Raw genomic sequence first — 25793 nt, forward strand, 5'->3', positions numbered from 1 at the left:
TCCTCGGCATCGCGGCCCCTTCGGCACGGCCGATTCGGCAGGTTCGCGACGGCCGGGAGTGCGGACCGACACGTCGACGGGCGAACCTCGAAGTCCATAACGCTGATCACCCGAACTGAAGACCCGACCCCACCAACGAACTGAGGGTGACCCCGAACACCGCTCGGAAGACATCGCTGAAGTGCGAAGGCGACGAGAACCCGGCATCGCTCGCCGCGCGGGAGAAGTCGCAGCCGCGCGATACCGCGGTGGCGGCGTGCACTATCCGAGCCCACTGGATGTATCGGCGGTAGCTGGTCGAGGTCTGTTCGCCGAACAACCGCAGGAAGTGGGAGGTCGACAGACCCAGATCCGCCGCATGGGCCGCAGCGCGATGAGCCAGCGCGGGATCGGCTCGAATCAGCCCGGCCACCAACGGGATTCGCGAGTCGATCGGGCGCCCGTCCGGCAGGCTCGCCAACCCCAGCAAGGCATCGACGTCGACCGCCCTGTGGGAAACCGCGTCGATCAACAATTCTTCCCGCGGGTGGCCGATTCCCATGGGCCCGTGCATATCCCGCAGACTCGCGAAATCTCGGGCGGACCGGTTCCCTGCCGGGTCGAAATAGCAGAGCAGTACGCAATCGCCAAGCGCATGAACCCGATGGGTCGTGCGAGCCGGAATCACCGCGCTGCCGACAGCGATATCCGGTAGTCCGTCGGCCTGCAAAACCACCGGCGCGTCCACACCGACGACAAGTTGCGCGGTCGCGGTGGAATGGAAGTCGCCCCTCGGTGGCGGACCCAGGTAGAGGCAGTGCCCGTCCCGCACCCATGCCATAGGCGTCACGATCGACCACATGTTTCTGGAAGCGCCCCACCACCCATGACTGTGACGATACGGGCGCGCCCGACACGGTGTCGTGCGCGGTGGGAGAGGCAGTGATGGTGTCCGAACCAGATGCGTTGCGCCGGTGGCACGACGGCGGCGAGATGATCGAACTGATTGTTCGCGGGGCACGGCGGCGAGTATTCGTCCGTGTCTCGGGCAGCGGGCCCGCGCTACTGCTGATGCACGGATTTCCGGCGTCGTCGTTCGAATGGGCGGAGCTGGAACCGGGGTTGGCCCAACGGCATACCGTCGTGGCCTTCGACTTCCTGGGCTACGGCGCGACCGAGAAACCGGCCGATCACCGGTACAGCATTTTCGAGCAGGCGGACCTTGTCGAGGCTCTCCTGGCCAAGCTCGAAATCCAGGACACGTCGGTGGTCGCTTACGACTATGGCGGGATCGTCGCCGCCGAGTTGGTGGCCCGCACCGTCAAGACATTCACGATCACGCGGTGTGTGCTTTTGAACCACGGGCTGTATGCCCGGCTGTACCGCCCGCGACCCATTCAGAAGCTGACCCTCGTACCCGGCATCGGCAAATTGCTCGCATACGCGCTCAACGAGCGACTGTTCATTCGGTCGTGGAGCGAGGTGTTCTCGGATTCGCACCCGCTGGACCCCGCCGTCGCGGCGCTGCACTACCGAGCACTGCGCACCGGCACTCCTGGCCGGGACATTCACCGTCGCCTGCTGCGGTACATCCCGGAACGCGCGGCGAACCGTGAGCGCCTCGAAACCGCGATGGCCACCACCGATGTTCCGCTCTCGTTCCTGTGGGGGATGCGAGATCCGGTCTCCGGCGCGGCGATCGCCACCGAACTGCGGCGCGATCCACCCGATGTCGACTTGGTCGAGTACGCCGACGCAGGTCATTGCCCGCACATCGAAGTTCCAGACCGCGTCGCTGCGGACATCATTGCGCGGACGGTGTCTGCTCGACCCTGATGAGCGCCTGAACCACGAAATAAACAGCCGCTCAAGATAATCGCTCGGTCAGCCGCACGGTGACCTCATCCCCGTCACCCTTCCCGATCTGCCGTCGAATAGCGGCGGCGACGGGAAGTTTGTGGGTGCCGTCGCCGAGCGCCATGAACGAGGAGGTGAATGCGACACCGTCCACCGTCCCTTTCACCTTGACCAACCCCCGGGTCCCGAATATGCGGGCCGAGTCGGGGAGTTGCACACACGTCCACGTGTCGCCCGCCCGAACCTTTCCGAGGACGGCGTTGAAGGTGATGTCGAGTGGTCCAGGTGCGGTGGTCATGATGCTCCTGTCGAGTTCGGCTCAGATGAACAGTCCGAGTACCGCGCCGCTGATCACGAGCTTGAGGATCCAGTCGGACATGTGAACCAGCGCGGTCGGGATGGGAACGTTCTCGTGGACGACGGCGCCACTGAGGATGGTCACCGGCAGGACCGCGACCAGGGCGCCCAGCGCGGCCCCGGATCCGACGCCATGCCGGTCACCGACGATGAGCAACGTCGCGAGTACCGCGGCCGCGGCGAGTCCGCGCAGCATCACGAATCCGATCTGTGCCGGCACGCCGATTCCGGGCCGTGGGGTGCTCGTTCGCGAGATCAGCGCGGCCACGGGCGGTGCCGCGTACAGCATCGCGCTGACCAGGAACGAGACGATCGCTGCGGTTACCACGCCGGCTACGACGATCATGGCGACACTCCTTAGTACTGGGTAGTACTAAAATAGAATTCCTTCTGAGTACTGTCAAGTACTAAAATGCCCGTCATGAGCAGTGCACGCCGTGGCCGTCCGTCCGGGAAATCCGGCACCGAACTATTGGCCGTGGCCCGTGAGGTGTTCCTGGAATTCGGGTTCGCGGGCGCGTCGATGGACGAGATCGCTTCCCGCGCAGGGATTTCCAAGGCGTCGCTCTACCGCGAACACCCGTCCAAGGCCGGGCTGTTCGCCGCGGTCGTGCAGGACTGGGCGGCCGCCGGTCGCCACGCGATGCGGCCCGCGCTGACCGCGCTGGAGTCCGCCGAGGACATCCGCGCGGGCCTGCTCGCCTGGGCGCGAACGCTGCTGGCGGGCGTGCTCTCGCCGGTGGTGGTCGAAATGCGCCGCCTGGTCACCGCCGAGGCCGCCCGCAGACCCGAGATCGGGCAGACCTATCTGCACGAGAGCTGGGGCAGGAACCTCACCGACCTCGCGGCGACGCTACGTGCACTGGACGCGCGCGGAATGCTGCGGATCCCCGACCCCGGGACGGCAGCGGAACAGCTCACCTGGCTGGTCGTGGGCGCGCCCCTGAATGCCCGGATCCTCGATGCCGATGCCCCACCCGCCAACGCGGCCGACGCGGCAATCGATCTCTTCTTGGCCGCCTACAGCCCAGTTGAGCCACGCCGGACCTCATGAAGCCCTCTCGGGCACAACGTTTTCCATCCGACGGAAGCCAAGCCCCCGAAGCCGACGCGATTCCCGTGAGAGCGCGTGCCGTCGGCGACGAAGGGCGAGCCCTCGGGCCAGGCGTAGCGCCGCGTACTGTGCGAGACGGGCGCGGTCCTCGAACACGCGGACGTGTCCACACATCGTGCGCGTGACAGCGCCGTGAGCGGTCGGAGGCACAGTTGGAGCGTGAGATCACCGCGCCGGTCGACCTGTGTCGACCCGACGGCGGGCTGAACCCGGCGGCGGTCGGGTGGACGCGGCAGCCGTTGCACCGGGCCAACCTGCGGGGCTGGGGGCGGTGCAAACGGTGGGAGTACTGGGGGATCGTCACGCCGAGCCACATCGTCGGCATAGTTGCGTCCTCGCTGGATTACGCGGGGGTGCACGGGATTTACGTGCTGGACCGGGAGACCGGCGAGGAGACCGTGCGGGACGCGGTGGTGCCGCTGGCCCGGGGCACGGTGCTGGCCGAGCGCAGCGGCGTGGGTGTGACCTCCGCGCGTGGTGGCGGGGTCGAGATCGAACTGCGGGAGGACGAGGCGGGCAGCGCCGTCGAGGCGAGCGCCCGCGGCGTGCGGGTCTCGGTGCGGGTGCCGCGGCCGGCCGGTCACGAGTCGCTGGGTGTGGTGGTGCCATGGAGCGAGCGGCGTTTCCAGTACACCGTCAAGGATGTCGGGCGGCCCGCGTCCGGGACGCTGACCCTCGGGTCGGAGGTGTATCCGATCGAGGAGGCTTTCGCGGTGCTCGACCACGGCCGCGGGAAGTGGCCGTACTCGATGACGTGGAACTGGGCGGCGGGCTGGCGGCCGGGATTGGGAATCCAGTTCGGCGGCAAGTGGACCGAGGGGACGGGCAGCACCGAGAACGCGATCATGGTCGACGGTCGCGTCCAGAAGATCGGTGAGGAGCTGCGCTGGGAGTACGACACCTCGAACTGGCTGGCGCCGTGGTCGATCACGGGGGAGCGGGTCGAGGTGGAGTTCCGGCCGTTCCACGAGCGGGTCGCGACGTCGAACCTGATCGTCGTCGCGGGCGAGACGCACCAGTGCTTCGGTCATTTCGCGGGCCGGGTGCGCGCGGACGCCGGGTGGCTGGACCTGTCCGATGTCGTCGGCTGGGCGGAGGAAGCGCGCAACCGCTGGTGATCGGGTGCTGACGGATCGGTACCGATGCATCAGTCACGATTATCGTTGCGCACCAGCATCATTGCGTGCTGAGGCCTTCGCGCTACCTATCGAACTCCGAACCCCTGGAGGAGCGGTGGCGTCTGCCTCCGGGCCGGAGACCGCCGAGCCCGGGGTGCGCTTCGCCGCGACAGCGAGCATGATCGTCGTGGGGACGGCTCGACGGTCGAATCCGGCCCCGGGGGAGATGTCTATATGGTCGTGAGGAATTCTCGGACAGCGGCTCTGGGGACGCCGGTCGGAGTGCGACAGCTGTTGCGCGAGCTTCCGGTACTCAAAGGCGAAGCGCCACCGTTCGATACGTCTGCCGCTCCCGACGACCCGGCGGGGCTTTTCGTCGAATGGCTCAGGACCGCAATCGAATCCGGTGTCACCGAGCCGCACGCGATGACCCTGTCCACGGTGACCGAGCAGGGTATTCCCTCGGCCCGTGTGCTGATCCTGAAGGATCTCGACAGCACGGGCTGGCATTTCGCGGTGCACGGCGAGAGCCGCAAGGGCCGCGAGCTCGCCGAGCGTCCGGTGGCGTCCCTGACCTTCTACTGGCCACAGCTGGTCCGGCAGGTCCGGGTGTCGGGGCCGGTGGTCGCCGACGGAAGGGATGTCGCGGAGGCGGACTTCCGTGCACGGCCGATCGGCTCGCGGGCGATGGCGCTGACCGGGCGGCAGAGCGGGCCGATGACCGATCCGAGTGAACTGGACGACGCACTCGCCGTCGCCGCGCTCGCTCTCGCGGGTTCACCCGGTCATGTTCCCGCGCAGTGGATCTCGTATGCGTTGCAGGCGACCGAGGTGGAGTTCTGGCAGGGTGATCCCGCGCGCCGTCACCATCGCCTGTCCTATCGCCTCGTGGATGGCGCGTGGTCGCGAGAGCGGCTGTGGCCCTGAGCTACAGCCCGCCGGCGGCGGAGGCGAGGACGTACACCCACGCCTTGCGGCCGGACCGCAGCGGCAGCAGCACCCGCGTGTAGTCCGCGACCTCGTAGGCGTCCGCGGCCGCGAGGTCCGTTTCCGACACCGTTAACACGGTTCCCGCGACCCCGGGAGAGTCGGGTGCGGGCAGCAGGATCGGATGCACGTCGCTGCCGCTGGTGGCGATGACCGCGGGGTCGGTGATGACGAGTTCGCCGAGCTCGTACCCGACGATCTCGTCGGACTGCCCGTCGAGTTCGCGCCCGAAGATCGTGCGCTGGACCTCGGGCAGCCGCAGGGTTCCGTAGGAGAACAGGAAGATGTCGGTCATGGATGCCACTCATACACCGCCGCCGCGCCCGGGCCGATCGAGGGGTCAGCGAGCGGGAGGTCGGTCCGACACCGTCGTCACAGCACCGTGGTCGTGACCACCGCGATCAGAACGACGACCAGGATGGCCGTGTAGGCGATCGCGTGGACACGATCGGGGATCTCGAGCGGTGAGCGCTCGAACACCGCATTCGTCGGCAGCGCGCCGAGCCGGGAGTGCCTCGACCTGCGTGCCTGTAGGTCTATATGCGCATCTGAGCATCAAATCCGGGTGGGTTCGAAACCCGTTCACCGCGGAGCACGGACACTGCAACCCGCCTCGACGCCGCACGATCCCGCCAGCCATTGAACAGGCGATTCGCGCCGTTGACAGCCCTGCTACCCGGTGGTCTCATTACTGATAGCAGGGAGTTTGCCATGAGATCTTCCGACGTGAATCCGATCCCCACGCACTCCTGCGACGTGTGCGTCGTCGGCGCCGGGATCGCGGGACTCAACGCCCTGTTCGTCGCGAGCCGATATCTGAGCCGCGACCAGACGATCATTCTGGTGGACCGGCACCCGCGGGCCGGTGGCATGTGGGTCGACGCCTACCCGTACGTCCGGCTGCATCAGCCGCACTCGCTGTTCACCGCGGGCGATATCAAGTGGACTCTCCACGAGGATCGGTCCTACCTCGCCAGCAGGAGTGAGGTTCTGGACCATTTCGCGCACTGCGTCGATGTCATCGGGCAGCGGGTGCGCGTCGAGGAGTTCTTCGGGTGTGACTACCTCTCGCACGAGGAGACCGGGAACGGCGTGCGGGTCAGCTGCACCGGGCCTGACGGGCTGCCGCTGGAGATAAGGGCCACCAGGCTGATCAAGGCCTTCGGGGTGAACGTCGCGCCGATGGACCCGTTGACCGTGTCGAGCGCCCGGGTGCGGTCGGTGTCGCCCAACTATTGCGATGTGCGCGCCGGCGACATCGCCGCCGGCGACGCACCCGTCTGGATCGTCGGCGGCGGCAAGACCGCCATGGACACCGCGGCCGCGCTGATCGCGGCGAGCCCGAACCGGGACGTCAACCTGATCGCCGGGCCAGGGACCGTCTTCCTCGATCGCGATCGCATGGTGCCGCCGGGCGCACGCCGGTGGTGGGGCGGTGTCATGCCCAACCGCCTGTTCATGGACATCGCAAGGCAATTCGACGGCACCAACGAAGCCGAGGTGCAGGACTGGCTGCTGGCCCACGCCGGGCTGTCGGTGACCCCGCGGGCGGACAACTTCTTCGCCGGACTGCTGTCGGAAGCGGAGCAGCGGACCATCCGCGCGGGACTGCACACGGTGGTCATGGGTCACCTGCGGGACGCGGTCGACAGCGCGAACGGCGTCGAGCTCGAGTTCCGCAACGGCGACACCGTCACGACACCGCCGGGCAGCTGGATCGTGAACTGCACCGGCTACCTACTGCACACCGATACCCCCTACGAACCGTACGTGTCGCCGAGCGGATCCGTGCTCTCGATTCAAACGCGTTCGGCGACTTTCGGATTCCTCTCCTTCGGCGGATACTTCCTGACCCACTTGATGTTCCGTGACAAGCTCCGCGAAGTGCCGCTGTACGCGGTCGACGCGGACGAGATGCGGGCCAGGACCCGCACCGCGGCTCCGCTCGCGTACTCCGGCCTGGCGCTGCACCTCCACAACCTGAGCCTGATCTACGAGGCACTCGGCGCGTCCGTGTTCCTGCGGTGCGGGCTCGATTTCGACCGGTGGTACCCGATGCACCGGCGCATGGCCGACACGGCGCACTTCGCACGGACGCATCGGCGCGACCGCGAACACAACCGGCGGACTCTCGAGACGATGGGCGAGCGTTTCGGTGTGCACTGCGGGCCGGTTGTCTGACCTGGTCGGGTCGACGAACGTTCAAGTGCGCAACTCCGCCAAGGGCGTTCGACGAGAACTCAGAGCTGTGCTTTCCCGGACCCGCTGAGTATGAACAGCGGCATCAGCAAAGCCCCGAGCGCGCTGTTCCCCGTGCACTGGGCCGAGGCGGTCGAACTCCCGGTCGGCTGCCTGCCGCAGTTCTGCACCGTCGTCGACTTGCTCGACGACCCCTGCGTGGCGGTGAGGCTGTAGATGCCTTCGGGCAGCTTCGTGCGATGGATGTGCTCGACGAGCCCGGTGCCGGCCTCGGACCCGGCCTGCGGGGTGAACGTGCCGACCTGCTGTCCGTTCAAGGTGATCGTGACCGGCGCCAGGGCGTCCGCGCCGCTGGTCGACACGAAGATCGTGCAGGTATTGCCCGATCCCTCGCAGTCGCCGGCGCCGGTGTAGATCTGGACCAGGTTGACATTGTCGACCGCGGCCGACGCCGTCGCCGCCGTGGCGACGGGTATCGCCAGCATCGCCACTGTTGCTGCGGCCCAACTCATTTGCTTCATCTGTACTTTTCCGTCGCAGTTGTCGTCAGCGGCACCCGGGTGCCGCTCCGACGGTAACCGGGGCGGGCGTCCGGCCGGGTGCGAATTGAAATGTCAACGCTTCAACTTGCGATCCGGATCTGTTCATTCGCGGATCACGCGGAGATCATCTCGATACTATGGGCTCGTTTTCGGCGCTGGACGCACGACCAGTCCGGCTGTCGAACCGCTCCACCAGCAGGAACTCCAACGTCGCAAGGGTCTGCCAGATATGCAGCAAGCACACAACTCCACCGCCCACGGTCCGAACATGGGTCGCCGCGAACTGCTGGCCGGCGCGGCCGGGGTCGCCGGGCTGGTGGCGGGAGCGTCACTACTGGGTCTGAGTCCCGCGCAGGCGGTGCCGGTCGCGGCCGGTGTCACCAAGTTTCCGCTGCCGGGGCCGGGCGGCGCCCGAATTCTGGTCACCGGCGACGCGGGCACCGGGTCCGCCACCCAGCTCGCGGTCGCCAACGCCGCTCGCGAATTCCATGCGCGCGAACCGTTTTCGATGGCGGTCGGACTCGGTGACAACATCTACGACAGCGGGCCCAACGACGATCAGGACGTCCAGTTCGCGACAAAGTTCGAGAACCCCAACGCGGGACTGGATTTCCCGTGGGCCATGGCGCTCGGCAACCACGACACCAGTTCGGTGTTCCCCGGGGACGGGAGTTGGCTGGCGCGCGGCAACTTCGAGGTCGCCTACCACGCGTTCTCGCCGCGCTGGTGGATGCCGAGCCGCTACTACACGCTGCGCATAGATCCCGTCGTGGAGTTCTTCGTCCTGGACCTCACCCCGCTCGCGGCCATCATCCCGCCGGTGCTCGACCCACAGTTCAACATCGACGGCCCGTACATGAACGCCCAGCGCGCCTGGCTCGACGGGGCGCTGGCCGCGTCGACCGCCAAGTGGAAGATCGTCTGCACCCACCACCCCTACCTCAGCAACGGCGGGCACGGGAACGCGGGCAGCTACGACGGCTTGCCCGCGCCGTTCTCCGGCGCCGCGGTCAAGACGTTCTTCGAGCAGCACGTCGTCGGCAAGGTCAACTTCATCCTGTCCGGCCACGACCATTCGCTCCAGGTGCTCGAGCCGACCACCGCCACCAAGGGCACCCGCCAGATCGTCTCGGGCGCGGCCGCGAAGACCTCGGGTGCGGGCGGCAGCGGCAGCAGCGGCAGTGGCGCGCGCAATCGCACCAAGGCGCTGTACGAGAGCCAGGACAAACTCGGTTTCATGGTGCTGGACCTCACCCCGAGCGCCGCGAATCTCCGTGTGGTGACGGTGGATCCGGCTACCGGCCGCGGCACACAGGTGTTCGAACAGCAGCTCGGCTGAGCCGTTGTCCCGCAACGGCTCTCACGCCGGAGCCGTTGCGGGTTGTGCGGGAACCGTAGAGGGTTCCGTTATGTCCGGCTGCGCCGAACCGGCGAGCAGGCGTTGCCGGGCGATCTGCGCGTCGAGAGTCGCGCCGAGCAGAATCGCGAAGTTCACCAACCACATCCACACGAGCACGACCACCGCGGCGGCCAGCGTGCCGTACAGGCGATTGAACGACCCGACGTGCGCGACATATTGCGACAGGCCCGTCGACCCGATGATCCCGACGCCGACCGCGAACAGGCTGCCCGCGGTCACCGCGCGGAAGCGCTGCCCGGTCACGTTGGGCGCCAGCCAATACAGGATCGCCAGCACCACGCTCATCGCGGCGGCCAGCGCGGGCCACCGGCACCACCGCCAGATCTCCCCGAGGGTGATGCCGGTCGCGCCGAACTCACCCCACCGCGTGATGAACCCGTTGGTCAGGGCGAAACCGATGACGGCCGCGACGATCGCACCGACCACCACACCGGTCAGCACCAGCCGCAGGGCCAGCGTCGATCGTGCCGAGCGGCTCTCGCGCACCCCGTAGAGATCGTTCGTCGCGCGGATGAACGCTCCGAGGTAGCTCGACACGGTCCAGATCGCCGACGCGACACCCACGATGATCGCGGGCAGCGACCACGCCTGTGCGGCCTGCAGCTTCTCCAGCGACTCCGTCAGGGCCGTCTGGGCCTCGTCGGGCCCGAGGTGACCGGGCACCGACGCCAGGTTCCCGGACGCGGTTCCCAGCATCCCCAGAATGACCACCGCGATCAGGACCGCGGGGAACAACGCCAGCATGCTGTAGAAGGTCAGGCTCGCCGCCCAGTCCGACAGGCGGTCGGACCACGCAGCTCGCAGGGTGTACACCGCCAGCCGGAACCGTGTGCCGCGAAGTAGCCGCAACCACAGTCGTTGTCGTCGATCGTCGACAATCATTGTTCACATTTACCCCGGACGAGGGTCGCAAAACGTCTTCGCCGCGTGCTGCGGCGCAAGCCACATTCGGGCCGGGCTTCGCCTGCGCGAACTCTGGGTCGCTGTCCATGGACGATCCGATGATCGAATCGCGGTCGCGGGCGATGCGGTGTCGCGGAGTGATTGCTGGATGGTGCGGAACGTCGGCGGTCCACGCGGTGCGCACCTCCGGGATTCATGGTCGCCGACACCGGCGCATCCCTGTCACCCGGAGAACGGTCCCGAAATCCGCGTGTCCGTGCTCTACGAACCCAGGTCCCCGTGGTCGCCGTAGCGAGGGGCGTGGGCGCTCGCGGAAACCGGTCGTACCGCGCATGCGGGTCGGGTCCCCGGAGCGTCGGCCGACCGGGCGGCGCCCCGGGGATGGCAGAGAGGAGTGGCGTCCTGTACCTGTTGCCTGACCGGCCGCGCAGGAGAAGAGCGGCCCGCGATGCGTCGGCGCCTGCGAAGCGGGCTGTGCGGGGTGATGAATCAGCTCGTGATGTCTCCCCGCCGTTGCGCGTGCCGCCAGCGCAGCGGCGTGGACCCGGCCCAGCGTTGGAATGCCCGGGTGAAGCTCGCAGCCTCGGAGTACCCGAGTCGGTCCGCGATGGCGGCGGTGGGCAGATCGGTGCCGGAGAGCAGCTCGAAGGCCAGGGCGCTGCGGCCTTCGTCGAGCAGTGTGCGGTAGGACTGGCCTTCCGCTGCCAGCTGCCGGCGCAGCGTTCGGGTCGAAAGGTGTAGGGCGGTAGCTGTTTCGGTCTCGCTCAGTGCCCCGCGCCGGCCGGCGAACAGGACCTCGCGGACCTGGCCCGCCAGGCTTGTGCGGGCGCGGCGCCGGCTCAGTAGGTCGCTGCACTGATCGGTGGTCAGGGCGGCGGTGTAAGGGTCGGCCTGTGGGAGGGGCGCGTCGACCGTCGCGGCGTCGAATACTGCCGCATAACCGTCCTGGCCGTAATTCGGTGTGAGGGAGAGGGTTTCGGAAATCTCACGAGCTGTTCGGGGATTCGGCCGGGCATAGGGCAGCCGAACGCCGCGCATTTCGGCCTCCGGGCCGGTGATATCACGATGCAGGGTGGCGATGATGCCGATGTCGCGTTCAGCGACGAATCGGGCCACACGCGGATCGTCGACCTCCGGGGTGATCACCAGTGCGAGTTCGCGCCCGGACTCGGTGGTCGAGATGCGGCAGAACGAGTAGGACAGTTCGAGAAAGCGCAGCCCGACATCGATGGCGTCGCGGAGCGATCGGCTGGAGATGAGGGCGTAGCCCCAGATGCCATGTGCGGTGGCGTGATACCGCAGCCCGGCGGCGAAGCCCAGGCCCGGTGTGTCCGGCAGTGCGTCGAGGAGATTGGTGATGATGGCGATCTCTTGCGCGCCGGTGATGAGCGCGCCCGGGCGGCGCAGGTGTTCGGCGCTCAGGCCGCTGTGCCGCAGGCAGTCCGATTCGGTGAGGCCCTGCTCGGCGGCGAGGCGGGTGACCAGCAGGGCGCTGGTGGGTGCGCGCAGCGCGGTCAGGACGCTCACGCGCGCCCCGATACGAGGATGCGCACTGGCCGAATATATCAAAAAAGCGGCCCGGCCGGACCTGTCGATCTGTTGACCGGCGGCTTTAGCCTTCGACGGTAGGGCTGTGATCGGGATCACGGCGTGGGCGGCGAATGCGAGGACAACGGTGAGCGGGCAAAGACGCTTTGATTATGTGATCGTCGGGGCAGGCAGCGCGGGCGCTGTGCTGGCCGCGCGGCTCTCGGAGGATCCGGCGGTGTCGGTGCTGCTGCTCGAGGCGGGCGGGACGGACGACGCCGACGAGATCAAGATTCCGGCCGCGTTCCCCCAGTTGTTCAAGACCAAGTGGGACTGGAACTACGAGACCGTTGCCCAGAAGCATATGGGTGGCCGCCGCGCGTTCTGGCCGCGGATGAAGGCGCTCGGCGGCTGTTCGTCGATGAACGCCATGATCTACATCCGCGGCAATCGCGCCGACTTCGACTCCTGGCGTGACGATTTCGGCGCGACCGGCTGGGGATACGACGACGTGCTGCCGTACTTCGTTCGCGCTGAGACGAATACGAGTCTGCGTGACAGCTACCACGGCTCCACCGGGCCGCTGCACGTGGAGGATCGGCGCTACACCCACGAGCTGACCGACGAGTGGATCGACGCGGCGGTGGCGGGCGGGTTGAAGCGCAATGCCGACTTCAACGGGGCCGAACAGGGCGGCGCGGGCCGCTATCAGGTCACCTGCCGCAACGGCCGGCGCTGGTCGACCGCGGACGGCTATCTGCGTCCGGTGCTCGACCGGCCCAATCTGACGGTCGAGACCCACGCACTGGTCACCGGGGTGGTGCTCGACGGAACCCGGGCGGTGGGAGTGCGCTATCGGCGACGCGGAGCCGAACACACCGTCTTCGTGGACCACGAGGTGGTGCTCTCCGGCGGTGCGATCAATTCCCCGCAGCTGCTGATGCTTTCGGGCATCGGACCGGCCGCTCAGCTGCGCGAACACGGAATCGACCCGGTACTGGATCTGCCGGGCGTGGGGGAGAACCTGCACGATCATCCCGTGACGCCGTTCATCTGGCACACCCGCGGCACCTCGGACCTCGCCGACTTCTCCACCCCTGCCCGCCTGATGCAGTGGAAGCTGACCGGGCGCGGTCCGCTGTCCTCCAACGTGGGCGAGGGCGGCGCGTTCTTCGAATCCCGTGCCGGTTTGGTGGCGCCGGATATTCAGATCCACGTCGCCCCCAGTGGTTTCTACGACAACGGGTTCCGTGAGCCGATAGGGCAGATGTTCACCGCCGGAGTCACGCTCGTGAACGTGGCCAGTCGAGGCCGTTTGCGCCTGCGCTCCGCGGACCCGACCTGGAAGCCGGAATTGGACCCGGCCTACTTCGAGGATCCGATCGACATGGCCGCGGTGATCGCGGGCGCCCGCCGCGTCTTCGATATCGTGCGCGCGCCCTCGTTCGCGCGCCTGCTCGACCGGCCGTTTCTGCCCGGACGGGTCGAATCGGCCTCGGACGCGGAACTGGCAGAACACATTCGGACCACCACCCAGACGCTGTATCACCCGGTGTCGACCTGTGCGATGGGCAACGGCGAGATGTCGGTGGTCGACCCGCGCCTGCGGGTACACGGCATCGACGGGCTTCGCATCGCGGACGCCTCGGTCATGCCGGTCGTGCCGCGGGGCAATACCAATGCCGCGACCGTGATGATCGGCGAGAAGGCCGCGGACCTGATCCGGGGTGACCGCTCGTGAACTCCGAGACCGAAATCCGAGAAGCACAGGGAGAATTCGTGAGCACCGAGGCCGTCGCAACCTTCGATTCACTCGATCCGGCAACCGGAGACCGCGTGGGCACCCACGTGGTGCACTCCGCGGAGCAGGTCGGGGACACCGTTGCCCGGGCGCGCGCGGCGGCGGCCTGGTGGGCCGGGCTGAGCTTCGCCGAACGCGCCGAGCGCTTGGACCGGTGGCGCGGCATCATCGCGCGCCGACTGCCCCAGCTCGCCGAGCTCAGTCACGCCGAGACCGGCAAGCCGACCTCGGACGCACAGCTCGAGATCGTCATGGCCCTGGATCATCTGGCATGGGCGGCGAAGAACGCGCGGAAAGTACTGGGGCGTAAGCGAGTTTCGACGGGTCTCATGGCCGTGGACCTCGGCGCCTCGGTGGAGTATCTGCCGTTGGGCGTGATCGGTGTCATCGGCCCGTGGAACTTCCCGGTGTTCACCCCGATGGGATCGATCGCCTACGCGCTGGCCGCGGGCAACACCGTGGTGTTCAAGCCGAGCGAGTACACGCCGGGCGTCGGCGCGTGGCTGGTGGACGCGTTCGCGCAGGTGGTTCCCGAGCACCCCGTTCTGCAACTGGTGACAGGATTGGGCGAAACCGGTGCGGCACTGTGCCGTTCGGGAGTCGACAAGATCGCGTTCACGGGCTCGACGGCCACCGCCAAGAAGGTGCTGAGCGCCTGCGCGGACACGCTCACCCCGGTGCTGGTCGAGGCGGGTGGCAAGGACGTGTTGCTGGTCGACGCGGACGCGGACCTGGAAGCCGCCGCGGCGGCGGCACTCTGGGGCGGGCTCTCCAACGCCGGGCAGGCCTGCATCGGAACCGAACGTGTCTACGTGCACGAACGGGTCTACGACGACTTTCTCGCCATTTTGACCGCACAGGCCGAAAACCTGCGTGCGGGTAGCGATCCGGAAGCCGCGATCGGGCCGATGACCATGCCCAGCCAGCCGCGGGTGGTCGCCGATCACATCGCGGACGCACTGCGCCGGGGCGCGCGTGCGATCATCGGCGGGCAGCACGCGGTCGGTGACCGCGTGGTTCAGCCCACCATTCTCGTCGACGTTCCCGAGGACGCACCCGCTATGGTCGAGGAGACTTTCGGTCCCACGCTGGCGGTCAACAAGGTTCGCGATATGGACGCGGCGATCGAGCTGACCAATGCCTCGCGCTACGGTCTCGGCTCCGCGGTGTTCGCCAAGCGGCGCGGTCAGGAATTGGCGCGTCGCATCCGCTCGGGCATGACCGGGGTGAACCTGGTCTATCTGTTCGCCGCGGTGCCCGCACTGCCCTTCGGCGGGGTGGGCGATTCCGGATTCGGCCGGATTCACGGCCCGGACGGTCTGAAGGAGTTCACCTATGCCAAATCCGTGGCGCATCGGAGGCTTCCGGCGGTGCTGGAACTGACAAGCTTCGCCCGCACCGCCGCGGTGGACAAACTCATGGCGACGTTGACCGTGCTCCGGCACGGCTGAGGCTGCGCCCCGACTCGGTCTCAGCGTCCGTGAGTATGGACCCGAGACCGCGTCGGCCGGGGGGGGCACCCCGGGGATTGGCGTATGGCGGTCGAGTCCTGTACCTCTTGCCTGACCAGCCTCGGCACGAGAAGAGCAGCCAATGACCACACCCGCGACACCCGCGAACCGAATTCGGCGTTGGAGGGTGCAGTCGTGGTTCGGGCTGGTGCTGCTGGCGATGGTGTTGGTCGTGGGCACCGGCGCGGCGCTGTCGGCTGTCGCCACCTCGCACACAGCGCGGGTATCGGACCGGCTCAACAAGCAGATCCAGCCGGCGGTCACCGAAGCCTATCGACTCCAGGGCGCGCTGGTGAATCAGCAGACCGGGGTCCGCGGCTACATCCTGGGCGCGGACCCGACCTTCCTCGAGCCCTTCACCCTCGGCACCCAGGAGCAGACGCGGGCGACCGAGCGGCTGCGAAATCTGTTGCGGGACAAGCCAGAGTTGCTCGCCGACCTCGATGCCGTGGAACGATCCGCGACGGCCTGGCGGCGTGACTACGCCGAACCCCGTGTCGCCGCGGTGACACCCGGCTCGCCGCGGCCGGTGAACATCGCGATCATCAACCAGGGCCAAGCGGCGTTCGACAAACTGCGCGCCGACTTCGCCACCCAGAACACCCATCTCGCCGCCACCGCGCAGGCCGATCGCGCCGAGCTGGTGCACAAGCGCGGCCAGCGCGACGCCGCGCTCGCCGGGATGCTCGTGGCCTTCCTGATCACCGCCGTGATGCTGACGATCCTGGTGCGGAGGCTGGTCGTGCGCCCGCTGACCGCGCTGGAAAAGGCGTCGCGCCGGGTCGCCGACGGCGACTTCGGCCATCGGATCTCCGTGCAGGGGCCCGCGGAGGTGTCGAACGTGGCCGGGGCGGTGGAATCCATGCGCGAGCGCATCGTCACCGAGCTCGAATCCGCGCGGGTGAAGGAACTCGTGCTGGCGGGCCAGGCCGCCGACCTGGACGCGCAGGCGGCGGAGTTGCGGCGCTCCAACGTCGAACTCGAACAGTTCGCGTACGTCGCCTCCCACGACCTACAGGAGCCGCTGCGCAAGGTGGCCTCGTTCTGCCAGCTGCTGGAGAAGCGGTACGGCGACCAGCTCGATGATCGAGCCAGGCAGTACATAGGTTTCGCGGTCGACGGCGCGAAGCGGATGCAGGTGCTGATCAACGATCTGCTCACCTTCTCCCGCGTCGGACGTGTGAACGAGCACATGGTGCCGACCGAGCTGGACCGCGCCCTGGACAAGGCCCTCGCGAACGTCTCGACCGCGGCCGACGAGGCCGGGGTACACCTGCACCGTCCCGAGCGGCTGCCCGAGCTGGTCGGCGACCCGACCCTGCTGATCATGCTGTGGCAGAACCTGCTCACGAACGCCATCAAGTTCCGCCGGCCCGACCGGGAACCCACGATAACGATCGAGTGCGAACCCGAATCGGGAGATACCCCCGGCTGGCGGGTGCGCTTCTCCGACAACGGAATCGGCATCGCCCCCGAGTTCGCGGACAAGGTGTTCGTGATCTTCCAACGGCTGCACAGCCGGGAGGAGTACAGCGGCACCGGCATCGGGTTGTCGCTGTGCCGCAAGATCGTGGAGTTCCACGGCGGGAAGATGTGGATCGATACCGACTACACCGACGGCACGAGGTTCGTGTTCACCCTCGCCGCGCCGGATCGGCCGCAGCCGATCGGTGCGGCGGATGGTGAAGCTCGATCCTGATGCACTGCGGTCGCGGGCTGCCCACCGATCCCGGTGGGCTGTCGGAACCGTCTGGCTCGCCACTGCCGGGATGGCGCCCATCAGTGCCGAGGCTCGCGGGCGGGCATGGAGGCGGCGGCCTCCAGGATCTGGGCGGCGCGCAGGCTGGTGGTGCACGCGGCCGGGTCGCAGTCGTGGTGGGCGGTGCGGGCGTGCTGGGCCTCCGGGACGCTCATGTACGCGTCGGTGGGGAAATCGCACCGGAGCGTTCGGGGGTCCTGCGGGGCGCTGGATTCGATCATGGGTCAGCCCATTGCCTTTCCTATCGCATGATCTCTGGCCAGGAACTGTTGGTGGACATCTGTTTTCACGCGGTGGGTCGTGCGTCCGGGTGGGTGGGGCCGGCGAGCCGGAGGCGGCAGTGGGGGAGGAAGGGGTTCTGGCGGGTGAAGACCACGTGCCCGGTCGTGATCGAGATGTGCATCGTCGCGATGCGATAGCGGTAGCCGCCGCGCAGCACGATCTCGGTGTCGGTGATCTCCTCGATCGTGAGGCGCGACAGCACGATTCCCCGCGTCTGCGACAGCTCGACCACCTGCCCGCCGGGTTTCACCCAGTCCGGCAGGGCGAACTCGACCGGCGTCGGATCGAGTCCGTTCGGACTCGCGGCCAGCACCGCCTTCGCCTGCGCGCGCCGTCGGCAGACGCTGGTCGGGCAGTCGCGATGGGTTGCCAATTCCGCTAGCGCGCGGCCGGCGGTCATCTCCGTGTCGGGCAGGGCATCGTGGTCGAACTGCGAAGCGACGGCGCTCATTCGGCATCTCCAGTCGGCAATGGCATCGGCGGGTTGGTGTCCGGCGGTCCAATGGACTCGAAGTCCCCGAGTCGGGATCGTCGGCGCTGGCTGAAATGTCCCTATTGCTCAAATCTCGGACCGCGATATCGCCTGCGTGGCTAGAGGTTTCGATCGTCCGAGCTTCCTAAGTACACACCCTGCGGCGTTATCATGGAATATGCACCGAGGATTTCCACGCAATCAGGTGGACATCCACTGTGAAGCATCCATCAGGGATCAACCCGGATAGCGAGGCTAACGAGATGACTGGATCGACGATTCCCCGCCGCGCGCTCGGTCGCCTGTTTCATGACTTGCGTGTGAAGTCCGAAAAGACGCAACTATCAGCGGGTTTGGAAATTGAGGTTTCGCCGCAAACTATCGGGCGAATGGAAGACGGACGGATCGTCAAGATCAGTACAGCTCAATTCAAGCAGCTGTTGGACTTCTATCGGGCTGACGATGCGGCTCGGAACGAAGCACTGGGCTTGGTCGTGGAGGCGAAAGCGGCGAAGGGTGATCCTCGCGGTGGTTGGTGGAGGGCATATCGAGATGTGACGGCAAAGCATTTCGATCACTACATGAGTCTCGAACAATCCTGCACTCGACTCACGTCGTTTCAGATGACCCTCCCGCCCGGACTCCTCCAGGCGCCATCGTTCCGTCGATCCATGATCACGACTGCGGAGCCCGCGCGGTCAGCGGTAGACGTCGAGCGGGAAGTGGAGTTCGCGGCTCGCCGCCAGTCTCGGGTCGTCGCAGGTGATTTCGAGATGGTGGTGGTGCTGTCGGAATCGGTGCTACGGCACCGGGTCGGCGGGCACGCGGTGATGGCGGACCAACTTCATTACATGGTGAATATGAGCCGCAGACCGAACATCTCTCTTCGGATTGTTCCCCACGGAGCCGTTGGCTACCTTGGGCTGATCGTGCAGTCCTTCACGCTCTTCGAGTTCTCGCCGCTGCGCCATAGCGGTCTCGAGGAGCCGCCCGTTGTTTTCGTCGAGTGCTACGAAGGTGCTCTCTTCCTGGAAGAGTCCGGCGTGATCGACCGTCACAGAAAAGCGTTGGCGGATACCGAGCGGGTAGCGTTGTCTGAAGATGACAGCAGAGCTCTGGTTCTGGATTTTGCGAAGGAGTACGAAGCGTGAACAACGCCCTGGCTGACGCGAACTGGTTCAAGAGCAGCTTCAGTCGGCCGCAGAGTGATTGCGTCGAGGCCGCTCACCTCGCGGAAGGCTCGGTCGGAGTGCGGGATTCGAAGAACCCCGCCGGGCCCGCCCTGGTGTTCGACGGACCGGCGTGGGACGCCTTCCTGGGGCGCGTGCGGGCGGGCGCGTTCGACCGCTAGCGACCCGCCGCACTCCTGCCCGCAGCGCGCCTACGCGCTCTTGACCAGGTTCGAGACCGCGCCACCGATGGTCGTCGGGGCGTCGGTCATGGTGCGCAGGAAGGTCGCGTTCTCGCGTTCACCACGGGCGGCGGCGCGTTCCATGCCGCCGGGAACCACCTGTGAGGTAACGGATCTGGTGAGGTTGACGGGAATCCGGACCAGCGGATACCACGGCGGGACGGCCTTCGGCAGGCCCAGTGCGCGCATGGCGCGCGGCCCGAGGAAGGCGCTCGTGACCGACAGGTGCGCCGATCGCGCCAGTTTCCTTCGCAGCTGCGGGAATCGGCTGTAATTCCAGGTCAGTGGATCGTCCACCATGGGGGCGGCGAGCTGTTTGGTGGTCTCGTCGGGCGTCGCGAGGGCCGTCATCGTGTGGTACAGCACGCGGACGCCATCGCGGAACGAGCGCGGCAGGAACTCCTCCCGCACGCCGAGCAGCCAACCGGTGTAGCGGGTCAGATGGGCGATCGCGTCGAGATCGGACGGCGGCAGCAGCATGCCCATGCCCAGCCCGCCCGTCGTCGGGGCGATGAACGAGCCCACCAGCGTTGCCGCCATATCGGTTTGGTTGATCGGCAGCCCCCAGCGCTGCGGTTCCCAGTCCGGCATCGCGACCACGTGCCGGCGCACGAAAGAGTGAATCATCCGGACCCGCACCGTGGATCGATACCCGGTCGTGCCGGGCAGCAGACCGTCGGCCGAGATGACGTCCATCGCCCACTTCATCGTCTCGGCGAAGCGGGTATTGGAGCCCTTCTCCAAAGCGCCTGTCCGCAAGAGGGTCTGGTTGAATCCGGCGAACTGGTAGCCGCCCAGCAGCGAGACATCACGCGCGAGGTACATCCCGTCCGATCCACCGCCGCGCAGGACCAGCGCGGCCCGGGTGAGCGTGTCCGGATCGACCCAGGCGGGTATCTCCTCGATGTCGGCGAAGAACGCGCGCAGTGGTTCCGGCGGCGATTGCAGACTCGCGATGCCGTCGGCCAGCGCCCGCTCGAACAGCGGCCGGGCGGTGCTCATGCCGACGGAGTACATCCACTCGACCAGCTGATCCATGGGCTCGTCGCCCACCGTCAGGCACTCGCCGAGATGGCGGAACTGGCCGGCGTCGGGCTTGCGCAGCCCCAGGGCGAGTGCGAAACCTCGAATGACCCCCGGTACCGGCAGGGGTCCGGCGGGATGACGCGACGGTATGACCTGGGACATCAGCACTCCTCATTGAGTCGCGGCCATATTGGATAACGGCCGTGTTCCAAATTTAGGTTCGCGGTATGGTGATGTCAATGTCGAGATCGGATGTAGTGCGTGACTACGGCGGAGTCAGCGCGGAAACGCGCCGTGCGGACCGCCGAACCAAGCTGCTCGCCGCGGGTCGGCAGGTCTGGGGCGAATCGGGCGTCGCCGAGGTGTCCGTGCGCGGGGTGTGCGCCGCGTCGGGGCTCACCCCGCGCTACTTCTACGAGCACTTTCCCAATCGCGAGGCGTTGATCGGCGAGGTCGCCCTCGGGGTGCGAGCCCAGGTGACGGACCTGATGGTCGCCACCAGCCTGGCGACTCCCGGCGGTCTCGAACTCAAACTGCGGGCCGCGCTCACCGCGTTCTTCGAACTTCTCACCGAGGACCGCCACGTGCATCGCATGGTGTCCGACGTCGCCACCGCCGGTTCCCTGGTGCAGTACCGCACCGAAACGCACGACCTGATAACGGAATTGGTGCTGCACTACGGTCCCGACCTCATCGACGCGGACCTGTCCGACCCGGCGGAGGTGCGGCGCAGCGCGCTGTTCGTGGTCGGCGGGGTCAATATGGTTCTGGAGGCCTGGCTCCGCGAGCCCACGCAGTCGGCGGCCGAACTGGCGGCCGCGTGCACCCGTCTGTGTCTCGCCGCGATCGGCGCCGGGGGCCCGGGGGAGAACTGAAGGCGTTCCCGTGGTGCGGGAATCGCTCCGGTGCCCGGGTGCGCCGCGCATCGGGGGAGCGCGGGGTCAGGCTATCGGCTCGCCGTACAACGTCAGCGTGTTGTCGATGCACCGGCCGATGAACTCGTCATCGATCGCCCTGTCCCCGACGAGCAGTCGGAAATACAAAGGCGCGGAGACGTTCTCGATGACTTCTCGCGGCTCCGATCCCGCCCGCAGCTCCCCGCGCTCGACGGCCCGGACGACGATCTCGGCACTGCGTTCGAAACGATCGTTCCAGAACCGGCGCCGCGCGGCATCGACTTCCGGATCGGTGGAGAGCGCGATCGCGGTTCCGACCAGCCGCGCGATGCCCGGGCGGACCAGCAGGTGCGACACCTGCTCGGCGAGCACGCGCAGATCGGTCCGGACCGCGCCGGTGTCGGGCACCGGGTTGCCGTCCTCGGCCAGTTGCGCGATCGCATCGGCGATCAGCGCGGTGCGCGTGCCCCAGCGCCGGTAGATCGTCGTCTCCGCGACGCCGGCCCGCGCCGCCACGTCCCCGATGCTCAGTCCTTCGATACCGTGCTCGGCGACCTGTTCGAGGGTGGCCGACAGCACCGATTCCCGCACCCGCGCCGACCGGCCGCCCGTGCGCTTGCGCGGCGCCGGGGCTGCCGTCGGCTGCTCGTCGTCGGTATCGCGATCGGGTTCGGCCATGGTCCAGTTCTACTCGACGCCGCCGCTCGACAGGAACGTGCGGCCCTCGGGCACGCCGATCGTTCGAACGGGCGTGGTGGTCAACCCGTCGGTCGGTGAGCGCCTGTTCCTGTCGGCGCGGGTGCGGTCGAACCGAACCTCGACGCGGCGCCGGGCGGCGGACCGGCGATGTCCCGATGTGTTGTACGTCGTAATTACAGTGTGTAACAACAATTTCCGATGTGCGAATAGACAGTCATGAGCCGTACGACAACGCGATCGCGCAGCGCCGCGACGATAGCCCTGGGTACCGTGCTGCTGCTCGCCGGGTGCGGTACAGCTTCGAACGACGGAGATTCAGCGACCGGTACCGCGACCACGTCGGCCGCCGCGGTCACCACGACCACATCCGCCGGCGGTGCGACCACGTCGGCGTCGGCATCGGGCCCGGTGACCACCGCCGAGCCCGAGTCCACGACCAAGGCTCCCGGCACCGACACCGACCGGCCCGCGGGCAGCTGGAATCCCTGTGACACACCCGATGCCGCGCTCGCGGCCGCGGGGTTGAACGCGGCCAGCGGGCAGGCGGTACCGAATTCCGCTGTCCCCGGCGAGAAGTCCTGTAAGTGGAAGACCGCCGACGACGTGCTCGAGTTCTACGTCATGGCCTACGGCCAGCCGGTCAGCGAGCTACGCCAGTCCGGCAAGTACGTCGACTTCAGCACGGTGACGGTGGCGGGCAGGCAATCTCAGCAGTTCCGCGCGGCGCAGGACACCCACAAGCTCGGCTGCTACATCGCGGTCCCGGCGTCCTTCGGTGGCGACATCCTGCTCCTGGCGTCCCGGGTCTGGAAGCCCCAGGGCGGCACCGACGGATTCAACTCCTGCGACGATGCTCAGCGTATCGCGAACTCCCTGGTCAACCACATCCCCTGAGGTGCTGCGCACGGCCCGGTCCATTGAAACCCCTGTGTATCAGGGTGTTCCATCGACCCGGATCACGATGGCGGAGGCGTTGTCGTTGCCGCCGGCCGACTCGCACGCGGCCAACAGAGCACTCACGACGGACTGCGGTGAGGTATCGCTGCCGAGCAGCATCCGGAGGTCCTCGTAACCGACCTGCTCCGATACGCCGTCGGTGCACAGCAGGTAGCGGTCACCCGGCCGCATCGTCACGCTGAGCACATCGGGCTCGGGCGCGGACCCGTGGCCGATGTAGCGCGTGAGCTGGTACCGGGCCGCCGCGGCCCGCGGCGAGTCGAACGGGTACCAGCCGTGGACCGCGCCGAGCCACGCCACCGTGTGATCGGTGGTCAGCAGCTCGAGCAGGCCCGCCCGCCAGCGATACACGCGCGAGTCGCCGAGCTGTACGAGCCAGCAGCCCTGGGGCCCGGCGGCAATGGCGGTCAGGGTGCATCCGGCGAGGATCTGTAGTTCCCGCCCTACCCGACTCACCGCGGCGTGCGCGGCGGCCACGGCGTCGCGAAAACTGTCCGGCTCCGCCGCGCGCGTGGCGTACTCGACCAGGGTGTCGACGGCGATTCGCCCCGCGGCGGCGCTACCCGGCCCGTCTCCCATGCCGTCGGCCACCACCGCGAGCAGCGGTTGCCGAACCAGGTGCGTGACATCGAAGTTGGCCGAGTAGCGAGTGCCCGTGTCGCTGCCGACGGCGGTGTCTATGCGGAGGCCGTTCACGGCGTCAACATTAGCCACGGTCAGGTCGCGGAGGACGCATGTACCACCTCGCGATCACGCCGGTCCGATGTCTCGCCCTCGGGGTTGTGCGCGTTCTCCTCGTGTGTCCCTTCGATATTCAGGTTCGGCAGTATCCGGTCCAGGCTGCGCGGCAGCCACCAGGCGCGGTGGCCCAGCAGGGCGAGGACGGCCGGGACGAGGGTGAGCCGGATGGCGAACGCGTCGATCAGGACGCCGACGGCCAGCGCGAAGGCGATGGCTTTCACCTGCGCGTCCTCGATGGGAACGAAGGAGGCGAAGACGACGACCATGATGGTCGCGGCGGCCGTCACCACGCGGACGTTGTGCCGGGCGCCCTCGGTGATGGAGCGCTGGGCGTCGCCGGTGCGCGACCACTCCTCGCGGATGCCCGAGACCAGGAAGACCTGGTAGTCCATGGCGAGGCCGAACAGCACGCCCATCACCATGATCGGCAGGAAGCTGACGATCGGGCCGGTGCGGGCGATGCCGAACAGGTCCGCGGCCCAACCCCATTGGAACACCGCCACGGTCGTGCCGAGGGTCGCCGCCAGTGACAGCAGGAAGGTGACGGTGGCCTTGATCGGGACCGCGATCGAGCGGAACACCAGGACCAGCAGAATCAGGCTCAGCCCGACGACGATGCCCAGGAACGGCAGCAGCGAGGCGGCGAATCGCTGGGAGACGTCGATCGAGACCGCGGTGTACCCGGTCACCGCGATGTCGCCGCCGGGGATCTGTGCCGGGACCTCGTCGCGTATCGCGGTGACCAGGTCCGCCGTCCGCTGGTCCTCGGGAGCCGTTTCCGGAAACACCGTGACGATCGATTGCCCGGCCGCGCTCGTCGGTTGCGGCGGAGCGATCAGGGCGACGCCGGGGAGCCGCTGGACGGCGGCGGCCACCTGCTGGGCGGTGCGCGTGTCACCCGCGGGGGCGTCCACGACGACCAGCAGCGGGCCGTTGAGGCCGGGCCCGAACTTGTCCGCGATGGTGTCGTAGGCGACTCGCTCGCCGGTTCCGCGCGCGGCGAATCCGTTGTCGGGCAGCGACATCTGGATGGAGGCGGCGGGGACGGCGAGCAGTCCGAGGATGGCGGTGACCAGGGCGATGGTGATCACCGGGCGTTTGGTGACCAGCGTGATCCAGCGGGCGCCCATGGTGCGCGCACCGCCGTCCGCATCCGTCGCGGTCGCGCGCCGATGCGCCCGTGAGCCGCTGCGCGGCGCCAGCCGGGTGCCGGCGAAACCCGCCAGGGCAGGTAGCAGCGTGACCGCCACCGCCACGGCGACGAGCACCGCGCCCGAGGCGGCCAAGCCCATGACGGTCAGGAACGGGATGCCGATGACGCTCAGCGCGGCCAGGGCGATGATGACCGTCGTGCCGGCGAAGACCACGGCGCTGCCCGCGGTCGCGTTCGCCTGCGACACCGACTCGCGCGGTGTCATTCCGGCGGCCAGCTGGGCGCGGTGCCGCGTCAGGATGAACAGCGCGTAGTCGATACCGACGGCCAGGCCCAGCATCACCGCGAGGGTGAGCGCGGTGGAGGACACGGACGTCACGGAGGTGACCGCGAAGAGTCCGGCGACCGTGACACCGATGCCGAAAAGTGCGGACAGCAAAGGCATTCCGGCTGCCAGCAGGGAGCCGAAGGTGATGAGGAGAACGGCCATGGCCACCACCAGGCCCAGGACTTCCGCGATGCCCGGCTTCAGTTCGTGCAGGCTGAACGCGGTGCCGCCCACCGCGACCTCGAGCCCGGCTGCCCGCGCCGGTTCGGCGGAGTCGGTCAGAGCCCGCCGGGTGTCCTCGGAGACCAGGGGCGGGTCGTCGGCGAGGCTGACGATCCCGACCGCGGTGGTTCGGTCCTGGGAGATGGCCCCGGTCTGCTGGGGTGTGACCACGCCGATGGCGTTCGGAGCCGTCCCGGCCCGGTCGAGCACCTGCTGGATCGCGGTGACGTAGGCGGGCTCGGTGATGACGTGCCCGTCCGGCGCCGTGAAGACGAATTGCGCGTTCGCACCGGCGGATTCGGGCGCGGTGTCGGCCAGCACGTCGAGTGCCCGCTGCGATTCCGTGCCGGGCACGGTGAATTGGTCGTTGAGGCGGTCGCCGACAATGCCCACCGCGCCGACGAGCGCGATCAGCACGGCGATCCAGATGGTCGTGACCAGTCGGCGCCGCCGGTACGCGACATCGCCGAGCCGTCGAAGTAGCCCGCTCATGGAGGTCCTTTCGGGCGAACATGATGTTTGTGACTGTAAA

At 67.8% G+C, this 25793-nt stretch carries 26 protein-coding genes; 13 read left to right on the forward strand and 13 right to left on the reverse strand.

The window, feature by feature from the left end; translation table 11 throughout:
- Window positions 1-106: 106 nt before the first annotated feature.
- On the reverse strand, window positions 107-841 hold the full coding sequence (locus ACWIGI_RS10390) for a helix-turn-helix transcriptional regulator (RefSeq protein ID WP_454202063.1): 735 nt from the start codon (window positions 839-841) through the stop codon (window positions 107-109).
- An 86-nt stretch (window positions 842-927) separates the two neighbouring features.
- Here ACWIGI_RS10390 and ACWIGI_RS10395 point away from each other — a divergent pair, with 86 nt between their 5' ends.
- Complete coding sequence (locus ACWIGI_RS10395) at window positions 928-1815, forward strand: alpha/beta fold hydrolase (protein WP_454202064.1); 888 nt, start codon at window positions 928-930, stop codon at window positions 1813-1815.
- Window positions 1816-1846: 31 nt separating this feature from the next.
- Here ACWIGI_RS10395 and ACWIGI_RS10400 read toward each other — a convergent pair whose 3' ends face one another.
- Together ACWIGI_RS10400 and ACWIGI_RS10405 are read right to left on the reverse strand one after the other, a co-directional pair.
- Window positions 1847-2134 (reverse strand): DUF1905 domain-containing protein, encoded by a 288-nt coding sequence (locus ACWIGI_RS10400; RefSeq protein ID WP_379000291.1) that lies wholly within the window; start codon window positions 2132-2134, stop codon window positions 1847-1849.
- Between the two features lie 21 nt (window positions 2135-2155).
- Complete coding sequence (locus ACWIGI_RS10405) at window positions 2156-2539, reverse strand: DUF1761 family protein (protein ID WP_454202065.1); 384 nt, start codon at window positions 2537-2539, stop codon at window positions 2156-2158.
- A 75-nt stretch (window positions 2540-2614) separates the two neighbouring features.
- On the opposite strand from ACWIGI_RS10405, the gene ACWIGI_RS10410 reads away from it, so the two are divergent.
- From ACWIGI_RS10410 to ACWIGI_RS10420, 3 genes are all read left to right on the forward strand, one after another.
- Window positions 2615-3247, forward strand: a complete 633-nt coding sequence (locus ACWIGI_RS10410; protein WP_454202066.1) for a TetR/AcrR family transcriptional regulator — start codon at window positions 2615-2617, stop codon at window positions 3245-3247.
- Window positions 3248-3459: 212 nt separating this feature from the next.
- The gene (locus ACWIGI_RS10415; protein WP_454202067.1) at window positions 3460-4425 is read left to right on the forward strand and encodes a DUF2804 domain-containing protein; all 966 of its coding nucleotides are present in this window, start codon (window positions 3460-3462) and stop codon (window positions 4423-4425) included.
- A gap of 234 nt (window positions 4426-4659) precedes the next feature.
- Window positions 4660-5352, forward strand: coding sequence for a pyridoxine/pyridoxamine 5'-phosphate oxidase (locus ACWIGI_RS10420; protein WP_454202068.1), 693 nt, complete (start codon window positions 4660-4662; stop codon window positions 5350-5352).
- A 1-nt stretch (window position 5353) separates the two neighbouring features.
- Here ACWIGI_RS10420 and ACWIGI_RS10425 read toward each other — a convergent pair whose 3' ends face one another.
- Window positions 5354-5707 carry a gamma-glutamylcyclotransferase family protein gene (locus ACWIGI_RS10425; RefSeq protein WP_454202069.1) on the reverse strand — a complete coding sequence of 118 codons (354 nt, stop codon included), beginning with the start codon at window positions 5705-5707 and terminating at the stop codon, window positions 5354-5356.
- A gap of 416 nt (window positions 5708-6123) precedes the next feature.
- Between ACWIGI_RS10425 and ACWIGI_RS10430 the strand changes: the two genes are divergently transcribed.
- On the forward strand, window positions 6124-7593 hold the full coding sequence (locus ACWIGI_RS10430) for a potassium transporter (RefSeq protein ID WP_454202070.1): 1470 nt from the start codon (window positions 6124-6126) through the stop codon (window positions 7591-7593).
- A gap of 59 nt (window positions 7594-7652) precedes the next feature.
- On the opposite strand, the gene ACWIGI_RS10435 is transcribed toward ACWIGI_RS10430, so the two are convergent.
- Window positions 7653-8123: a hypothetical protein gene (locus tag ACWIGI_RS10435; RefSeq protein ID WP_454202071.1), complete on the reverse strand. Its 471-nt coding sequence runs from the start codon at window positions 8121-8123 to the stop codon at window positions 7653-7655.
- Window positions 8124-8382: 259 nt separating this feature from the next.
- On the opposite strand from ACWIGI_RS10435, the gene ACWIGI_RS10440 reads away from it, so the two are divergent.
- Window positions 8383-9492: a metallophosphoesterase gene (locus ACWIGI_RS10440; protein WP_454202072.1), complete on the forward strand. Its 1110-nt coding sequence runs from the start codon at window positions 8383-8385 to the stop codon at window positions 9490-9492.
- 21 nt (window positions 9493-9513) lie between these two features.
- Here the strand turns inward: ACWIGI_RS10440 and ACWIGI_RS10445 are convergent, their stop codons facing one another.
- Together ACWIGI_RS10445 and ACWIGI_RS10450 are read right to left on the reverse strand one after the other, a co-directional pair.
- Window positions 9514-10455, reverse strand: a complete 942-nt coding sequence (locus ACWIGI_RS10445; protein ID WP_454202073.1) for a YihY/virulence factor BrkB family protein — start codon at window positions 10453-10455, stop codon at window positions 9514-9516.
- A gap of 510 nt (window positions 10456-10965) precedes the next feature.
- The gene (locus ACWIGI_RS10450) at window positions 10966-12003 is read right to left on the reverse strand and encodes an AraC family transcriptional regulator (protein WP_454202074.1); all 1038 of its coding nucleotides are present in this window, start codon (window positions 12001-12003) and stop codon (window positions 10966-10968) included.
- A gap of 175 nt (window positions 12004-12178) precedes the next feature.
- Here ACWIGI_RS10450 and ACWIGI_RS10455 point away from each other — a divergent pair, with 175 nt between their 5' ends.
- From ACWIGI_RS10455 to ACWIGI_RS10465, 3 genes are all read left to right on the forward strand, one after another.
- Window positions 12179-13744 carry a GMC family oxidoreductase gene (locus ACWIGI_RS10455; protein ID WP_454202075.1) on the forward strand — a complete coding sequence of 522 codons (1566 nt, stop codon included), beginning with the start codon at window positions 12179-12181 and terminating at the stop codon, window positions 13742-13744.
- A 38-nt stretch (window positions 13745-13782) separates the two neighbouring features.
- Window positions 13783-15255, forward strand: coding sequence for an aldehyde dehydrogenase family protein (locus tag ACWIGI_RS10460; RefSeq protein WP_454202076.1), 1473 nt, complete (start codon window positions 13783-13785; stop codon window positions 15253-15255).
- A gap of 142 nt (window positions 15256-15397) precedes the next feature.
- Entirely contained in the window at window positions 15398-17014 is a 1617-nt protein-coding gene (locus ACWIGI_RS10465; protein WP_454202077.1) for a sensor histidine kinase, read from the forward strand.
- A gap of 80 nt (window positions 17015-17094) precedes the next feature.
- On the opposite strand, the gene ACWIGI_RS10470 is transcribed toward ACWIGI_RS10465, so the two are convergent.
- Both ACWIGI_RS10470 and ACWIGI_RS10475 read right to left on the reverse strand, forming a co-directional pair.
- On the reverse strand, window positions 17095-17295 hold the full coding sequence (locus ACWIGI_RS10470) for a hypothetical protein (protein ID WP_454202078.1): 201 nt from the start codon (window positions 17293-17295) through the stop codon (window positions 17095-17097).
- A gap of 65 nt (window positions 17296-17360) precedes the next feature.
- On the reverse strand, window positions 17361-17807 hold the full coding sequence (locus ACWIGI_RS10475) for a hypothetical protein (RefSeq protein ID WP_454202079.1): 447 nt from the start codon (window positions 17805-17807) through the stop codon (window positions 17361-17363).
- Window positions 17808-18091: 284 nt separating this feature from the next.
- Between ACWIGI_RS10475 and ACWIGI_RS10480 the strand changes: the two genes are divergently transcribed.
- Entirely contained in the window at window positions 18092-18979 is an 888-nt protein-coding gene (locus ACWIGI_RS10480) for a helix-turn-helix domain-containing protein (RefSeq protein ID WP_454202080.1), read from the forward strand.
- Complete coding sequence (locus ACWIGI_RS10485; protein WP_454202081.1) at window positions 18976-19179, forward strand: DUF397 domain-containing protein; 204 nt, start codon at window positions 18976-18978, stop codon at window positions 19177-19179. Before ACWIGI_RS10480 ends, ACWIGI_RS10485 begins: the two co-directional genes overlap by 4 nt.
- Window positions 19180-19209: 30 nt before the next feature.
- Here the strand turns inward: ACWIGI_RS10485 and ACWIGI_RS10490 are convergent, their stop codons facing one another.
- Window positions 19210-20427, reverse strand: a complete 1218-nt coding sequence (locus tag ACWIGI_RS10490; protein ID WP_454202082.1) for an oxygenase MpaB family protein — start codon at window positions 20425-20427, stop codon at window positions 19210-19212.
- A 77-nt stretch (window positions 20428-20504) separates the two neighbouring features.
- Here ACWIGI_RS10490 and ACWIGI_RS10495 point away from each other — a divergent pair, with 77 nt between their 5' ends.
- Window positions 20505-21140: a TetR/AcrR family transcriptional regulator gene (locus ACWIGI_RS10495; protein WP_454202083.1), complete on the forward strand. Its 636-nt coding sequence runs from the start codon at window positions 20505-20507 to the stop codon at window positions 21138-21140.
- 66 nt (window positions 21141-21206) lie between these two features.
- Here ACWIGI_RS10495 and ACWIGI_RS10500 read toward each other — a convergent pair whose 3' ends face one another.
- Window positions 21207-21839, reverse strand: coding sequence for a TetR/AcrR family transcriptional regulator (locus ACWIGI_RS10500; RefSeq protein ID WP_454202084.1), 633 nt, complete (start codon window positions 21837-21839; stop codon window positions 21207-21209).
- A gap of 237 nt (window positions 21840-22076) precedes the next feature.
- On the opposite strand from ACWIGI_RS10500, the gene ACWIGI_RS10505 reads away from it, so the two are divergent.
- A complete protein-coding gene (locus ACWIGI_RS10505) occupies window positions 22077-22754 on the forward strand; it encodes a DUF3558 family protein (protein WP_454202085.1) in 678 nt (225 codons plus the stop codon).
- Window positions 22755-22793: 39 nt separating this feature from the next.
- Here the strand turns inward: ACWIGI_RS10505 and ACWIGI_RS10510 are convergent, their stop codons facing one another.
- Window positions 22794-23513, reverse strand: coding sequence for a PP2C family protein-serine/threonine phosphatase (locus ACWIGI_RS10510; RefSeq protein WP_454202086.1), 720 nt, complete (start codon window positions 23511-23513; stop codon window positions 22794-22796).
- 20 nt (window positions 23514-23533) lie between these two features.
- Window positions 23534-25753 (reverse strand): MMPL family transporter, encoded by a 2220-nt coding sequence (locus ACWIGI_RS10515; protein ID WP_454202087.1) that lies wholly within the window; start codon window positions 25751-25753, stop codon window positions 23534-23536.
- Window positions 25754-25793: the final 40 nt, after the last annotated feature.

The sequence above is a fragment of the Nocardia sp. NPDC055321 genome (assembly GCF_053645575.1).

Excerpts from the sequence above, each read along its gene's own strand:
- ACWIGI_RS10390 (WP_454202063.1), bottom strand. The coding sequence starts at position 841 with ATGTGGTCGATCGTGACGCCTATGGCATGGGTGCGGGACGGGCACTGC.
- ACWIGI_RS10400 (WP_379000291.1), bottom strand. The coding sequence starts at position 2,134 with ATGACCACCGCACCTGGACCACTCGACATCACCTTCAACGCCGTCCTC.
- ACWIGI_RS10405 (WP_454202065.1), bottom strand. The coding sequence starts at position 2,539 with ATGATCGTCGTAGCCGGCGTGGTAACCGCAGCGATCGTCTCGTTCCTG.
- ACWIGI_RS10410 (WP_454202066.1), top strand. The coding sequence starts at position 2,615 with ATGAGCAGTGCACGCCGTGGCCGTCCGTCCGGGAAATCCGGCACCGAA.
- ACWIGI_RS10420 (WP_454202068.1), top strand. The coding sequence starts at position 4,660 with ATGGTCGTGAGGAATTCTCGGACAGCGGCTCTGGGGACGCCGGTCGGA.
- ACWIGI_RS10425 (WP_454202069.1), bottom strand. The coding sequence starts at position 5,707 with ATGACCGACATCTTCCTGTTCTCCTACGGAACCCTGCGGCTGCCCGAG.
- ACWIGI_RS10430 (WP_454202070.1), top strand. The coding sequence starts at position 6,124 with ATGAGATCTTCCGACGTGAATCCGATCCCCACGCACTCCTGCGACGTG.
- ACWIGI_RS10435 (WP_454202071.1), bottom strand. The coding sequence starts at position 8,123 with ATGAGTTGGGCCGCAGCAACAGTGGCGATGCTGGCGATACCCGTCGCC.
- ACWIGI_RS10440 (WP_454202072.1), top strand. The coding sequence starts at position 8,383 with ATGCAGCAAGCACACAACTCCACCGCCCACGGTCCGAACATGGGTCGC.
- ACWIGI_RS10445 (WP_454202073.1), bottom strand. The coding sequence starts at position 10,455 with ATGATTGTCGACGATCGACGACAACGACTGTGGTTGCGGCTACTTCGC.
- ACWIGI_RS10465 (WP_454202077.1), top strand. The coding sequence starts at position 15,398 with ATGACCACACCCGCGACACCCGCGAACCGAATTCGGCGTTGGAGGGTG.
- ACWIGI_RS10470 (WP_454202078.1), bottom strand. The coding sequence starts at position 17,295 with ATGATCGAATCCAGCGCCCCGCAGGACCCCCGAACGCTCCGGTGCGAT.
- ACWIGI_RS10475 (WP_454202079.1), bottom strand. The coding sequence starts at position 17,807 with ATGAGCGCCGTCGCTTCGCAGTTCGACCACGATGCCCTGCCCGACACG.
- ACWIGI_RS10480 (WP_454202080.1), top strand. The coding sequence starts at position 18,092 with ATGACTGGATCGACGATTCCCCGCCGCGCGCTCGGTCGCCTGTTTCAT.
- ACWIGI_RS10490 (WP_454202082.1), bottom strand. The coding sequence starts at position 20,427 with ATGTCCCAGGTCATACCGTCGCGTCATCCCGCCGGACCCCTGCCGGTA.
- ACWIGI_RS10495 (WP_454202083.1), top strand. The coding sequence starts at position 20,505 with ATGTCGAGATCGGATGTAGTGCGTGACTACGGCGGAGTCAGCGCGGAA.
- ACWIGI_RS10500 (WP_454202084.1), bottom strand. The coding sequence starts at position 21,839 with ATGGCCGAACCCGATCGCGATACCGACGACGAGCAGCCGACGGCAGCC.
- ACWIGI_RS10505 (WP_454202085.1), top strand. The coding sequence starts at position 22,077 with ATGAGCCGTACGACAACGCGATCGCGCAGCGCCGCGACGATAGCCCTG.
- ACWIGI_RS10515 (WP_454202087.1), bottom strand. The coding sequence starts at position 25,753 with ATGAGCGGGCTACTTCGACGGCTCGGCGATGTCGCGTACCGGCGGCGC.